General features: G+C 68.2%; 16 protein-coding genes. 4 read left to right on the top strand and 12 right to left on the bottom strand.

Annotation, left to right across the window (positions count from 1 at the left end; all coding sequences use genetic code 11):
* Positions 1-44: 44 nt before the first annotated feature.
* From AncyloWKF20_RS16120 to hisB, 8 genes are all read right to left on the bottom strand, one after another.
* Positions 45-689 carry an alpha-ketoglutarate-dependent dioxygenase AlkB gene (locus AncyloWKF20_RS16120; protein WP_279315011.1) on the bottom strand — a complete coding sequence of 215 codons (645 nt, stop codon included), beginning with the start codon at positions 687-689 and terminating at the stop codon, positions 45-47.
* Between the two features lies 1 nt (position 690).
* The gene (coaA, locus tag AncyloWKF20_RS16115) at positions 691-1,650 is read right to left on the bottom strand and encodes a type I pantothenate kinase (RefSeq protein ID WP_279315010.1); all 960 of its coding nucleotides are present in this window, start codon (positions 1,648-1,650) and stop codon (positions 691-693) included.
* A 132-nt stretch (positions 1,651-1,782) separates the two neighbouring features.
* Positions 1,783-2,118 (bottom strand): phosphoribosyl-ATP diphosphatase, encoded by a 336-nt coding sequence (locus tag AncyloWKF20_RS16110; protein ID WP_279315009.1) that lies wholly within the window; start codon positions 2,116-2,118, stop codon positions 1,783-1,785.
* Positions 2,115-2,909, bottom strand: a complete 795-nt coding sequence (hisF, locus tag AncyloWKF20_RS16105) for an imidazole glycerol phosphate synthase subunit HisF (protein WP_279317998.1) — start codon at positions 2,907-2,909, stop codon at positions 2,115-2,117. The genes AncyloWKF20_RS16110 and hisF overlap by 4 nt, the downstream gene beginning before the upstream one ends.
* Before the next feature lie 26 nt (positions 2,910-2,935).
* Positions 2,936-3,670 carry a 1-(5-phosphoribosyl)-5-[(5-phosphoribosylamino)methylideneamino]imidazole-4-carboxamide isomerase gene (gene hisA, locus AncyloWKF20_RS16100; protein WP_279315008.1) on the bottom strand — a complete coding sequence of 245 codons (735 nt, stop codon included), beginning with the start codon at positions 3,668-3,670 and terminating at the stop codon, positions 2,936-2,938.
* Positions 3,667-4,326, bottom strand: a complete 660-nt coding sequence (gene hisH, locus AncyloWKF20_RS16095; protein ID WP_279315007.1) for an imidazole glycerol phosphate synthase subunit HisH — start codon at positions 4,324-4,326, stop codon at positions 3,667-3,669. Before hisH ends, hisA begins: the two co-directional genes overlap by 4 nt.
* Complete coding sequence (locus tag AncyloWKF20_RS16090; protein WP_279315006.1) at positions 4,326-4,808, bottom strand: DUF2628 domain-containing protein; 483 nt, start codon at positions 4,806-4,808, stop codon at positions 4,326-4,328. Before AncyloWKF20_RS16090 ends, hisH begins: the two co-directional genes overlap by 1 nt.
* Before the next feature lie 2 nt (positions 4,809-4,810).
* Entirely contained in the window at positions 4,811-5,404 is a 594-nt protein-coding gene (gene hisB, locus AncyloWKF20_RS16085) for an imidazoleglycerol-phosphate dehydratase HisB (protein ID WP_279315005.1), read from the bottom strand.
* Positions 5,405-5,565: 161 nt separating this feature from the next.
* Here hisB and AncyloWKF20_RS16080 point away from each other — a divergent pair, with 161 nt between their 5' ends.
* The 3 genes from AncyloWKF20_RS16080 (at position 5,566) to hslU (ending at position 8,773) form a co-directional block, all read left to right on the top strand.
* A complete protein-coding gene (locus AncyloWKF20_RS16080; protein WP_279315004.1) occupies positions 5,566-6,762 on the top strand; it encodes an MFS transporter in 1,197 nt (398 codons plus the stop codon).
* Positions 6,763-6,866: 104 nt separating this feature from the next.
* Positions 6,867-7,415 (top strand): ATP-dependent protease subunit HslV, encoded by a 549-nt coding sequence (hslV, locus tag AncyloWKF20_RS16075; RefSeq protein WP_267584492.1) that lies wholly within the window; start codon positions 6,867-6,869, stop codon positions 7,413-7,415.
* A 47-nt stretch (positions 7,416-7,462) separates the two neighbouring features.
* Positions 7,463-8,773: an ATP-dependent protease ATPase subunit HslU gene (gene hslU / locus AncyloWKF20_RS16070; RefSeq protein WP_279315003.1), complete on the top strand. Its 1,311-nt coding sequence runs from the start codon at positions 7,463-7,465 to the stop codon at positions 8,771-8,773.
* A 69-nt stretch (positions 8,774-8,842) separates the two neighbouring features.
* On the opposite strand, the gene AncyloWKF20_RS16065 is transcribed toward hslU, so the two are convergent.
* The 4 genes from AncyloWKF20_RS16065 to AncyloWKF20_RS16050 are packed head-to-tail and all read right to left on the bottom strand — an operon-like array spanning position 8,843 to position 11,864.
* Complete coding sequence (locus AncyloWKF20_RS16065) at positions 8,843-9,208, bottom strand: helix-turn-helix domain-containing protein (RefSeq protein WP_279315002.1); 366 nt, start codon at positions 9,206-9,208, stop codon at positions 8,843-8,845.
* The gene (locus AncyloWKF20_RS16060) at positions 9,205-9,855 is read right to left on the bottom strand and encodes a Smr/MutS family protein (RefSeq protein ID WP_279315001.1); all 651 of its coding nucleotides are present in this window, start codon (positions 9,853-9,855) and stop codon (positions 9,205-9,207) included. The genes AncyloWKF20_RS16065 and AncyloWKF20_RS16060 overlap by 4 nt, the downstream gene beginning before the upstream one ends.
* The gene (locus AncyloWKF20_RS16055; RefSeq protein ID WP_279315000.1) at positions 9,852-11,129 is read right to left on the bottom strand and encodes an MltA domain-containing protein; all 1,278 of its coding nucleotides are present in this window, start codon (positions 11,127-11,129) and stop codon (positions 9,852-9,854) included. Before AncyloWKF20_RS16055 ends, AncyloWKF20_RS16060 begins: the two co-directional genes overlap by 4 nt.
* A 12-nt stretch (positions 11,130-11,141) precedes the next feature.
* Positions 11,142-11,864 (bottom strand): Tim44/TimA family putative adaptor protein, encoded by a 723-nt coding sequence (locus tag AncyloWKF20_RS16050; RefSeq protein ID WP_279314999.1) that lies wholly within the window; start codon positions 11,862-11,864, stop codon positions 11,142-11,144.
* Between the two features lie 373 nt (positions 11,865-12,237).
* Between AncyloWKF20_RS16050 and secB the strand changes: the two genes are divergently transcribed.
* On the top strand, positions 12,238-12,705 hold the full coding sequence (secB, locus tag AncyloWKF20_RS16045; protein WP_267584498.1) for a protein-export chaperone SecB: 468 nt from the start codon (positions 12,238-12,240) through the stop codon (positions 12,703-12,705).
* Positions 12,706-12,710 lie beyond the last annotated feature (5 nt).

Below are 12,710 nucleotides of genomic sequence, written 5' to 3'. Positions count from 1 at the left end.
GCAAGGGTGGGGAGGATGACGTTGCTTTTATCCCTGTTCCAGCGTCAAGGCGGCGGAATTTCGCCGGCATCGCCGGGATTCACGCGCCGTAACGTCAGATTGATCCGGCCGGGCTGCTTCAGCAGCGTCGACGTGCCGGCGATAACCCGATCAATACCGTGAAAGGCGAGGCGGCTCGGCCCGGCGAGAACCAAAGCGTCGCCCGATTCGAGGCGGATGGAGCGCGTCGCCTCCTTGCGCGATGTGCCGCCAATGCGGAACACCGCCGTATCCCCCAGCGAGAGCGACAGCACCGGCGCGGTAAACTCGCGCTCATCGCGATCCTGGTGCAGCCCCATGCGGGCGCCGGGGGCGTACCAGTTGATCAGGCAGGCCTCGGGCGCGAGCGCCGTACCGGCCAGCTCCGCCCAGGCGCGGGTGAGCACATCCGGCATCGCCGGCCAGGGCTCAGAGGTCTCGGGATGCGTCGGCTGGTAGCGATAGCCGGTCTCGTCCGAGACCCAGCCGAGCGGCCCGCAATTGGACATCCGCACCGAAAAGGGCGTCCCGGTACGCGGCATGCGGGGGGTGAACAGCGGCGCCCGGACAAGCAGCTCCCGCAGCTCCTCCGCCAGCGCTTCCTGACCGGGCCGGTCGAGCCAGCCGGACCACCACAGGCAGCCCGGTGCGATTTCGACCGGCACCGCCACGCTAGAGCTTCCTCAGCGCGACCGCTTCGACCTCATGGTCGCCGCCCTTGCGCAGGATGAGATCGGCGCGCTGGCGGGTCGGCAGGATGTTGTCGCGCAGGTTCACCAGATTGATGGTGCGCCAGATGCCGCGCGCCGTCGCATCGGCCTCGGCGTCCGAAATCCCGGCATAGCGGTGGAAATAGGCCGCCGGGTCGCGAAAGGCGGTCTCGCGCAGCCGCATGAAGCGCTGGACATACCAGCGTTCGAGGATCGCCTCGTCGGCGTCGATATAGATCTTGAAGTCGAAGAAATCGGAGACGAAGGGGATGCCCTTGCCATCCTTCGGCGGGCGGCTGGTCTGCAACACGTTCAGCCCCTCGACGATGAGGATGTCCGGCTGGTCGACCTCGACCATCTCATTGGGCTTCACGTCATAGTGGAAGTGGCTGTAGAGCGGCGCACGCACGGGACGCCGGCCCGCCTTGATGTCCGACAGGAAGTGCAGCAGCGCCGGCAGGTCGTAGCTTTCGGGAAAGCCCTTACGGCCCATCAGCCCCTCTTCCTGGAGGACGGCATTGGGCAGAAGGAAACCGTCGGTGGTGACGAGGGCGACCTTCGGCGTGTTCGGCCAGCGCGCCAGCAGCGCCTGCAGCACGCGGGAGGTAGTGGACTTGCCCACCGCGACCGAACCGGCGACGCCGATGATATAGGGCATCTTGCCGTTCTCTTCCGGGCCGAGGAACTTCTGCATGGCGCGGAACAGCTTCTGCGCGGCGCCCACATACATGGACAGCAGGCGCGAGAGCGGCAGGTAGATTTCCTCGATCTCGGCGATCGACAGCCGGTCATTGAGGCCCTGAAGCCGGGCGATTTCCTCGGGCTTCAGCGGCTGGGGCGTGTCGGCGCGTAGCGCTGCCCATTCGGCACGCGAAAAATTGCGGAAGGGGGACAGGCCCCCCTCGTCGAGCTTCATGTCCATTGGCGCGTTTCCCGGTCGTTCACCCGGACATTTTGGCCGCCGGGCGTTGGTGGACCGTATACCAGAAACAAGCGGCCGGTGATACCGCGTCGGCCGACGGACGAAACGCCCGCTGCCGCCAGCATGATGCCGTCAGCCCTTCGGGCGGGAGGCTTTCTCCTCCAGCCCGGACTGGCCGGTCCGGCGACCCAATTCCGCATAAACGTCGTCCAGTGGCACGCCGCGCGCCTGCAAGAGAACGGCGAGATGATAGAGAAGATCCGCCGCTTCGGAAACGACGGCTTTGGTATCGTCGGATACCGCCGCCAACGCGGTCTCGACCGCTTCCTCGCCAAGCTTCTGCGCGCATTTGGCGACGCCCTTGGCGAGAAGGGAGCGCGTATAGGACGTTTCCGTCGATGCCGCCGCGCGCTGCGCGACGATGGCGGCGAGGTCTTCAAGGCTCACGCGCGGGCTCGTCTCGGTCATGGCTCACCCTCGGAACCCGCGGCATCGCGGACCGGCAGGCCGGCCTGCGCCAGGCGCTGCTTGGCGGCACCAATGGTGAAGGTGCCGAAATGGAAGATGGAGGCGGCGAGCACGGCCGACGCCCCGCCCTCGCGGATGCCGTCAACGAGATGGTCGAGCGTGCCGACGCCGCCGGAGGCGATCACCGGGACCGGCACGGCATCGGAGATGGCGCGGGTGAGCTTCAGGTCGAAGCCCTCGCCGGTGCCGTCGCGGTCCATGGAGGTGAGGAGAATTTCGCCAGCGCCGAGCGCGACGACTTCCTTCGCGTACTCCACCGCGTCGATACCGGTGCGGTTGCGCCCGCCATGGGTGAAGATCTCCCAACGGTCGAGCTCGCCCTCGGCCGACACCTTCTTCGCGTCGATGGCGACAACGATGCACTGCTCGCCGAACTTCTCCGCCGCCTCGCGCACGAAGTCGCGCCGGTTCACGGCGGCCGTGTTGATCGACACCTTGTCGGCGCCGGCGTTGAGCAGCGCGCGGATATCCTCCACCGTGCGCACGCCGCCGCCGACGGTGAGGGGCATGAAGCACTGCTCGGCGGTGCGGCTCACCACGTCGATCAGCGTGCTGCGCGCCTCGACGCTTGCGGTGATGTCGAGGAAACAGAGTTCATCCGCGCCCGCCGCGTCATAGGCCTTGGCGGCCTCGACAGGATCGCCGGCGTCACGCAGATCGACGAATTTCACGCCCTTGACGACGCGCCCGTCCTTCACGTCGAGGCAGGGGATGACGCGAACCTTGAGCATGGAATCCCCGCTGGACCTTGCGTCGCTCATGCCGGCAGCCCCGCCACCAGCGCCAGCGCGGCGCTGGGATCGAGCCGTCCATCATAGAGCGCACGGCCGGTGATGGCGCCCTCGAGCTTGTGTGCCCGCGGCTCCAGCAGCGCCTTCACATCGTCCAGCGAGGCGAGGCCGCCCGAGGCGATGACGGGAATGGAGATGGCATCGGCCAGCGCGATGGTGGCGTCGAGGTTGAGGCCCTTGAGCAGGCCATCGCGGGCGATGTCGGTGTAGATGATCGCGGTGACGCCGGCATCCTCGAAACGCTGGGCGAGTTCCAGCGCGGTGAGGTCGGAGGTCTCGGCCCAGCCTTCCACCGCGACGCGCCCGTCCTTGGCGTCGAGGCCCACGGCGACGCGGCCGGGATAGAGGCGGGCGGCCTCCTTCACGAAAGCCGGGTCGCGGACGGCGGCGGTGCCGAGGATCACGCGGGTGATACCCTTGGACAGCCAGCCTTCCACCGCCGCGAGATCACGGATGCCGCCGCCGAGCTGCACCGGCATGGCGATGGTCTCGAGGATGCGCTCCACCGCCTGCGCGTTCACCGCCTTGCCGGCGAAGGCACCGTCGAGATCGACGATATGCAGGTAGCGGAACCCCTGCTCCTCGAACTGCGCCGCCTGCTGGGCGGGGTCATGGTTGAAGATGGTGGCGCGCGCCATGTCGCCCTGCTGCAGGCGCACGCACTTGCCGTCCTTGAGATCGATGGCGGGAAAGAGGATCACGGCGCCCACTTCAGGAAATTGGCGAGAAGGGCGAGGCCGAGGCGCTGGCTCTTCTCGGGATGGAACTGCGTGCCGGCGATGTTGTCACGGCCGACCACCGCGGTGATCTTGCCGGCATAGTCGCTGGTGGCGATGAGGTCGTCCGGTCGCGCCACGGTGAGGTGGTAGGAGTGGACGAAATAGGCGTCGAGCCCCTGCGGCCCGGTCGGGATGCCCGCCAGGATGGGATGGGGCCGGGCGAGCTCGAGTGAGTTCCAGCCCATATGCGGGATCTTCAGCGCGGGATCGGCTGGGGTGATCTTCACCACATCGCCCTCGATCCAGCCGAGCCCCTCCGTCACCCCATGCTCATGACCACGCGAGGCCATGAGCTGGAGGCCGACGCAGATCCCGAGGAAGGGGCGCCCTTTGTCGATCACCGCTTCGCTCAGCGCCTCGACAAGCCCCGGCACATGATCGAGCCCACGCCGGCAATCGGCATAGGCGCCGACGCCGGGCAGCACGATGCGGTCAGCGGTGCGGATCACGTCCGGGTCGGCGGTCACCAGCACGGTCGCGTTGCTGCCGCTCTCACGGGCGGCGCGTTCCAGCGCCTTGGCGGCGGAGTGCAGATTGCCCGATCCATAATCGATCAGAGCGACGGGGGCGGGCGGCATCAACGGCTTGCCTCCGGGAAAAGTCCAAGAATGGGCGCCCGGTCGGCGCGGGAGGGCGGGTCCGTCCGGCGCGGCAGGAACGTGGCAGAGAGGGTGGAAGCGCTGCCCATGCGAGCGGCGAAATAGCGCTGCTCGGCCGCTTCAAAATTCGGCGCGACCACGGCGCCGACCTCCTCATGGCCGGTGCGGAGCAGCTTGGCCCGGCGCAGGCCCGGCAGCAGCACGGCGACGGCGAGATTGACGATGATGAGCAGCGCCAGCCCGTCATCGACATCGAGGACATGCAGAGCGGCGCCAAGGGCCGCCTGGATCGCGACATAACCGATCAGCGCCAGCCAGAGACCGTGCCGCAGCAGCACGAGCGGGGCGAGCAGCAGCGCGCTCCAGGCGAAGCGCTCGGGCACGAAGACCACCGCCTCCGCCCAGTCGCCGGTGCGGGCTTCCTCAAGCTCTTCCGGCTCGAAAACCGTCCAGACTGCCATGCTCAGCCTCCGAGGCTGCCCTTGGTCGAGGGGATTTCCCCCGCCGCCGCCGGATCGATCGCCACGGCCATGCGCAGCGCGCGCGCCAGCCCCTTGAAGCAGCTCTCGGCGATGTGGTGCGCGTTCGAGCCATAGAGCGTCTCGACATGCAGGGTCAGACCCGCATTGATGGCGAAAGCCTGGAAGAACTCGCGCACCAGCTCGGTGTCGAACTCGCCGATCTTCGCCACCGCGAATTCGGTGCGGAAGACGAGGTAGGGTCGGCCGGAAATGTCGAGCGCGACGCGGGTCAGCGTCTCGTCCATCGGCAGGTGCAGGCTGGCGTAGCGCGTGATGCCGCGCATGTCGCCGAGTGCCTGACGCACTGCCTGGCCAAGGGCGATGCCGACATCCTCCACTGTGTGGTGGAAGTCGATATGAAGATCCCCCGTCGCCTCGATCTGCATGTCGATGCGCGAATGGCGGGCGAGCAGGTCCAGCATGTGATCGAAGAAGCCGACGCCGGTGGCCACAGATGCCTTGCCAGTGCCGTCGAGATCGACGGCGAGGCGGATCTGCGTTTCCTTGGTGGCGCGGGTGATGCTGGCCTGACGCATGATGGGGCTCCGAAAGAGCCGGCGTCTTAGCAGCTAAGCCGTAGCGGCGCCACATCGGCGGGCTATCGCGGGGTAAATTGCGAGCCCGGCCTAGCACGCGACCGGGCTTTGCGACACAGTCCCCGCGGAACGATCACCATCCAGCTCATCTCGGTCTCGATATGGACGTTGCCGCGCTGCGTGCCCGCGCTCCGCTCTTTCTTGCCGTGTTCATCGACATCTTCTCGTTCGGGCTGATGTATCCGCTGATCGTTGCACTGTTCGCCGGCGGATGGGTGGCGCAGGCCTATCCCGAACCAACGCGCGACCTTCTGCTGTCGCTGGCCTTCGCGCTGTTCCCGGTGGGCATGTTCTTCGGCGCGTCTCTGCTTGGCGATCTGTCCGACGCTCTGGGACGGCGGCGCACTTTGATGATCTGCATGAGCGGTCTCGCCGCCGGCTACGGCCTGATGTGGGCGGCACTGGAGACCGGGCATCTCTGGCTGTTCTTCCTCGGGCGGCTCGGCTGCGGGCTGATGGCCGGCACCGCGCCGATCGCCCAGGCCTCGGTGGTCGATGCCGCGCCGGAGGACCAGCGCAGCGCGGCCATGGCGCAGGTGGTGCTGGTGAGCACGCTCGGCATGGTGGCCGGCCCGGCGCTCGGCGGCATTCTCGGCCATTGGAGCTTCCGCCTGCCGCTGATGCTGGCGCTTGCCCTGTGCCTGCTCACGCTCGCCTTGCTGCGCGGCGCCGACTTCGCCGCCGATCAGGCCCGGCGGCCGTTGAGGCTGGACTGGAAGCAGCCTTTTCGCCTGCTGGCGCGGATCGTGGCACGGCCGGCGGTGATCGCGCCGGGCACGGCCTTCCTGCTGTTCCAGTTCGGCTATCTCATCTACTACACCTTCATCCTTATCGAGATGCAGCGGTCCTACGGCTTCTCGACCTTCGACCTCGGCCTGTTCTCGGCGGCTATCGGGCTTGGCGCGGCGCTGACCTCGGCGAAGCTGTTCGCGCCGCTGCGGGCGGCGCTCGGCAGCGACCGGCCCGTCGCGCTGCTGGGCCTCGCCGGCTGCGGCCTGCTGGTCGCCGCCACCGCCCTGCCTCTGCCCGCCTGGGCGCAGGTCGCGCTCGCCTTTACCGCCGCCATGGGCAACATCATCGCCTATATCACGCTGATGGCGGCGATCTCCTCAGCGGTGGACGAGAGCGAGCGCGGCTGGGCGCTCGGTGTCGCCAATGCCGGCGTGGCGCTCTCGGTGTTCCTGGCCGGCCTTCTGACCAGCCTGCTCAGCCTTTTGCCACCAGACACCTTTCTCGCGCTGGCCGGGCTGCTGATCCTCGCCGGGCTGCTTCCCGCCCTGCGTGCGCGCATGGCCTGACGCGGGAATGGCCTGACGCGGGAATGGCAGGAGCCAGCGCGCGATAACGGTTGTTGCGATCCGGCGGGGGCTGACTAAGTAAGGGCTCTCGATCGGAGCCCCGCATGACGACCCATTCTCCCGACACGATCTACGGCACCACCATCGTCTCCGTCCGCTCCGGCGGGCGCGTTGCCATTGGCGGCGATGGGCAGGTGACGCTCGGCAACACGGTGATGAAGTCGAATGCGCGCAAGGTCCGCCGCCTCGGCAAGGGTGACGTGATCGGTGGCTTTGCCGGCGCGACGGCGGATGCCTTCACCCTGTTCGAGCGGCTGGAAGCCAAGCTCGAGCAGTATCCCGGCCAGCTCCAGCGCGCCGCGGTCGAGCTCGCCAAGGACTGGCGCACCGACCGCTATCTGCGCCGTCTGGAAGCGATGATGATCGTCGCGGATGCCAACATCACGCTGGTGCTGACCGGAACCGGCGACGTGCTGGAGCCGGAGAACGGCATCGCCGCCATCGGCTCGGGCGGCGGCTTTGCGCTCGCCGCCGCGCGGGCGCTCGCCGACAGCGGGCAGGAGCCGGAAGCTATCGTGCGCAAGAGCCTCGGCATCGCCGCCGAGATCTGCATCTACACTAACGGCAATCTGGTGGTGGAAACCATCGGCTAGAGCGCGAAGGCCTCCTTCACGCACGATCCCTCACAAGACCGGACGTCATGACCAGTTTCTCCCCCCGTGAAATCGTCTCCGAGCTCGACCGCTACATTGTCGGCCAGCACAAGGCGAAGCGCGCCGTCGCCATCGCCCTGCGCAACCGCTGGCGCCGCCAGCAGCTGGAAGGCCATCTGCGCGAGGAGGTGATGCCGAAGAACATCCTGATGATCGGCCCCACCGGGGTCGGCAAGACGGAGATTTCCCGCCGCCTCGCCAAGCTCGCGGGGGCGCCCTTCCTCAAGGTCGAGGCGACGAAGTTCACCGAGGTCGGCTATGTCGGCCGCGACGTCGAGCAGATCATCCGCGATCTCGTCGAGATCGGCATCGGCCTGGTGCGCGAGGTGCGGCGCAAGGGTGTCGAGGCCAAGGCGCATCTGGCCGCCGAGGAGCGGGTGCTCGACGCGCTGGTCGGCGCCACCGCCTCGCCCGGCACGCGCGAGAGCTTCCGCAAGAAGCTGCGCGACGGGCTGATGGACGACAAGGAGATCGAGGTCGAGATCGCCTCCGGCGGCGGTCAGGGCATGCCGATGTTCGAGATCCCCGGCATGCCCGGCGCGCAGATGGGCGCCATCTCCATTGGCGACATGCTCGGCAAGGCCTTTGGCGGGCGCTCCAAGCCGCGCCGCGTCACCGTGCGCGACGCTCATCCGCTGCTGCTGTCGGAAGAGGCCGACAAGCTGATCGACCAGGACGCCATCGTGCAGGAAGCGATCCGCACGGTGGAGGAAAACGGCATCGTCTTCCTCGACGAAATCGACAAGATCGCCGGCTCCGAACGGCGCGGCGGGGCGGATGTCTCGCGCGAGGGCGTGCAGCGCGACCTGCTGCCGCTGATCGAGGGTACGACCGTCTCGACCAAGCACGGCCCGGTGAAGACTGACCACATCCTGTTCATCGCCTCGGGCGCGTTCCATGTATCGAAGCCGTCGGACCTTCTCCCCGAGCTTCAGGGTCGCCTGCCGATCCGGGTCGAGCTGGAAGCGCTGAGCCGCGAGGACTTCAAGCGCATCCTCACCGAGACCGAGGCGAGCCTCGTCAAGCAGTCCGTGGCGCTGATGAGCACGGAAGGCGTAACCCTCACCATCACCGAGGACGCGGTCGAGGCCATCGCCGATGTCGCGGTGCAGGTGAATTCGACGGTCGAGAATATCGGCGCACGGCGGCTTCAGACGGTGATCGAGCGGGTGCTGGACGAGCTATCGTTCAACGCTCCGGACAAGTCCGGGGAATCCGTGACGGTTGACGGCGCCTATGTGCGCGAGCGCGTCGCAGACCTCGCCGGCAATGCCGATCTCAGCCGCTACATCCTCTGACGCACGTCGATTCGGAAGCGTAACGGCGGTTAACCGAGCACCCGTTTCACGTGAAACGGGGTGAGCCCATCAGCCCGGCCGGCTGAGGATCTTCAGCCGGCCGAGGAGTTCCGCCACTGCCTCCGGTGGCAAGGTAGCGATTTCGCGGGCCAACAGATTGGCCAGTTCCGTCGCTTCCGGCGAGAGGCCGGACGTGTCGACCACGACGCGCGGATCGGAGATGTCCGCCAGCAGGCGCAGCGCCTCCGCTTCGTCCCAGATCACGTTGAAATAGGCCATGATGCGCTGAAGCATCATGAAGGTCGGCTGGCCGCGCTTGCCATGCTCGAGCGCGGAGAGATAGGCGGCCGAGACGCCGATCGCCTGCGCCATCTGCGACAGCGTCACGCCGCGCTCGGCGCGCATCTCCCGCATACGGCGGCCGAAAGGGGTCATCGCCGTCCCTCCCGCGCCCGGCGCACGCGCACGTAAAGTGCGCCTTCCCCGCCATGGCCGCGCGCCGCGGTCTCGAAGCCGAGCACCACGCCGCGCAGCTCCGGCGCCGCCAGCCATTGCGGCACCAGCCGGCGCAGCACGCCGCGTCCCCCCTCGCCCGCCAGCACATGCATGCCGTCGCCCTTGCCGGTGATGACGAGCACCAGTGCGTGGCCGGAGAGCTGCGCCCCGCGCAGGAAGCTGATGAGCCGGCCATGGGCGGCCGCCTGGGTGAGACCGTGCAGATCGAGCCGCGCATCGACCTCCGCGCCGCGTCCAAGACGGCGGCGCAGTTTGGGTTCGAGCGGCGCGAGGGGCGTGATCGGCGGCGGAGCGGGTGGGCTCGGGCGGTAGGCCGGCGCGGAAGCGGGTTTGCGGGCTGGTGGCGGCGCGAGTTCCGGCTCCGGCATCACCGGCGCGGGCAGCGCCTCCGGCACGACGACGGGCAGTTTCGGGCGCAGCGGATTGACCGAGCGCGCGACATGCTCCCACAGCGCCTGCTCCTCCGGGCGTAGACCCCGCCGGCGGCGCGGGCGCAGCGGCGGCGCCGCGTCAGGCTCGGCAGTGGCGCCGCCGGATGGCGGGCTTCCGGTCTTCTTGCGGCTCATGGCGCGACCGTCGCGGTCTGCGGGATGGCCGGGCGGGGCTTGGGACGCGGCACCTTCATGCGTGTGGGATCGAGCGCGCGCGGCAGCAGGATGACGAATTGCCCGGGATGCTGGATGCGCCCAGCGATCCTGCCGGCCTCCTTGCCCGCCCCGAAGAAGATGTCCGCCCGCGCCGGGCCGATGATGGCGGAACCGGTGTCCTGCGCGACCATCAGGTGGCGGAACGGCTCGATCTGCCCGTCAGGGCCCGTCGGGAGGTCGGCGGCGATGAAGAAGGGCGTGCCATAGACATGAATGTTGCGGTCGACCGCGATGGAACGTCCCGCCGTGAGCGGCAGCCCCTGGGCGCCGACCGCGCCATCGCCCGGCTTCAGCTCGGTCGCCTCGCGGAAGAAGACATAGGACCGGTTCTGCCGCATCAGCTCGCGCCCCTCCTCCGGGTGCGCGGCTATATAGGCGCGGATGGCGTCCATGGACATCTTCTCGCGCGGCACGAGATTACGCTCGATGAGCAGCCGGCCGACCGGCGTGTAGGGCTGGCCGTTATGGCCGTCATAATTCAGCCGGAGCACGGCTCCATCCGGCAGCTTCACCCGCACCGAGCCCTGTATATGGGCGAAGAAGGCGTCGGCGGGGTCTTTGATCCAGGCGACTTCCAGCCCTTTTCCCGCCAACGCCCCGTCCTCGATCGCGCCGCGGTCGTGATAGGGCACGAGCGTGCCGTCCGCGTCGCGGCGAAAGGCCTTGCCCTTGTTGGCCGGCGCGCCGTCCTTGGGGGGAGCTTCCACGATGAGATCGGGCGGGCGACGGTAGAGCGGCGTCGCATAGTCCGCCGTCTGCGTGCGCGAACCCTCGACCTCAGGCTCGTAATAGCCGGTAAGGAAGCCCTGCGGCTGCTCCAGCGGGGCGATGCGGAAGGGCACGAATTCCCGGCGGAAGAAGGCGCGGGCCGTGTGCTCGCGCGGATGCGGCGGGAGCCGCAGCGCGCGGGCGCAGGTCGCCCGCAGCGCCAGAAACACCGGCCGGGCCGGCGCCGCGCCTTCCGTCGTCTTGCGGATCATCCCGCAGCTCTGGCGGAAGGCGGTGAAGGCCGGCGCGACGGGATCGGCGTCCCAGCCGGGAATCGCGGCGAAGGTGACGGGCTCCAGCACGGCTTGAGGGAAGAGCGCCGGCGGCGCGTCAACGCTCGACGCCGCCCGAGCCTTTCCGGGAAAGGACAGCAGGGCGGCAATCAGCGCCAGAAGAAGGGTGAAGGCCGGAAGGGTCGCACGCACGCGACCATCTTCTCACGAAGCGGCTTCGGTGGCGACCAGCTTCCAGTTGGGATCGCGCGCGCCGAGATCGCGGGCGAAGGTCCATACATCGGTGACATCCGCCACCAGCTCGGCATCGCCGTCGATCACCGTGCCGGCGCGGTCGCGCGTCGCCGAGATGAGCTGGGAGAGGAAGCGCACGGTGATCTGGGCGGTGCGGCCCTTCACGCTCGCCTCGATGATCTCGGCCTTTTCGATGCCGACGAACTGCGTCTCCATCTTCTCGCCGCGCTGCTCGCGCTCCTGGATGGCCGCGGCGAATCCGTCATAGACCTCGCGCGCCAGAAGCTCCTTCAGCGTGCCGCGATCACCCTGGGCGAAGGAGACCACGATCATCTCATAGGCCGCGCGCGCGCCGGTCAGGAAGTGCTGCACATCGAAGCCGCGCTCCTGCGCGGCGATGGCGTCGAGACCATTGGCGACCGCCGAACCAAGCTCGGCCACCCCGGCCCAGCGGCGCGGGGAGCTCGGTGCTTCCTCGGGCTCGACCGGCTCCGGCACATTGGCCGGCTCGGCCGTGCCGGGAAAATTGACGATCTTGTCGGAGGCGCCCGCGGGCGCCTTGGCGGGGTCGCGGCGCGAATAGGGGTCGTAGGGCGGCCGTTCGCGCCCGGTCCTCTGTCCCAGCACGCTGCGCAGCCGTATGAAAATGAACACGGCGAGGGCCAGGAAGATGATCGTATAGATGTCGAACACGTTACACGCCGCCGTTGATTTCGCTGCACCGGCGGGAGGCCGGCGGGCTCCGGAGTGAAGTTGGCCCGGCGCATCAGCGCCTTGCCCGTTCCCGTCTATGTACGACGTCCAACCGATTTCGCCAGTGTTGCGGATGCCGCAAGGTCATCCATTCCACCGCGAACACGGTCTTTTGTCGACATGCGCGCCTAGACTAGTCGAAGCGCGGGCAGCGCGCCAACCCTGCTGGTCCCCGGCCTTCGCTCGCCTTGTGAGCACGCGGCAACCGTGTTAGCGACACGCGCCCTTTACCTAAGACCGATGCGGCGGCACGACCGGCCGCGCGGCACATTGGCCGGCGATGCGCCTCCCGCCGGCGACACGGAGATTCCTGATGGCCGAGACCGAAAACGCCGTATCGATGCCGACCCTGCAGGTGCTGACCCAGTATACGAAGGATCTCTCCTTCGAGAACCCGGGCGCGCCGGAATCGCTGGCGGTGGGCGGCCAGCCGCAGATCGGCATCCAGATCAAGGTGGACGCCAAGCCCGTGCGCGAGGGTTCGGAGTTCGAGGTCGAGCTGAAGATCGAAGCCAAGGCCGAGCTGAAGGGCAAGACGCTGTTCGCGCTCGAACTCGCCTATGCCGGCATCTTCCGCGCTCAGAACGTGGCGCAGGAGACCATCCACCCCTTCATCATGATCGAATGCCCGCGCATGCTGTTTCCCTTCGCGCGGCAGATCGTCGCCGACACGGTGCGCAATGGCGGCTTCCCCCCGCTGATGATCGACCCGGTCGACTTCGTGACCCTCTACCGTCAGCGCATGGCCAAGCAGCAGCCGAGCGGCGTGCTCGCCTCCTGACGTCG

The organism is Ancylobacter sp. WKF20, assembly GCF_029760895.1.
In the GTDB taxonomy this organism is placed as follows: domain Bacteria; phylum Pseudomonadota; class Alphaproteobacteria; order Rhizobiales; family Xanthobacteraceae; genus Ancylobacter.
Note: the sequence above shows the minus strand (reverse complement) of the source record. Positions and strands in the feature narration are given on the sequence as shown.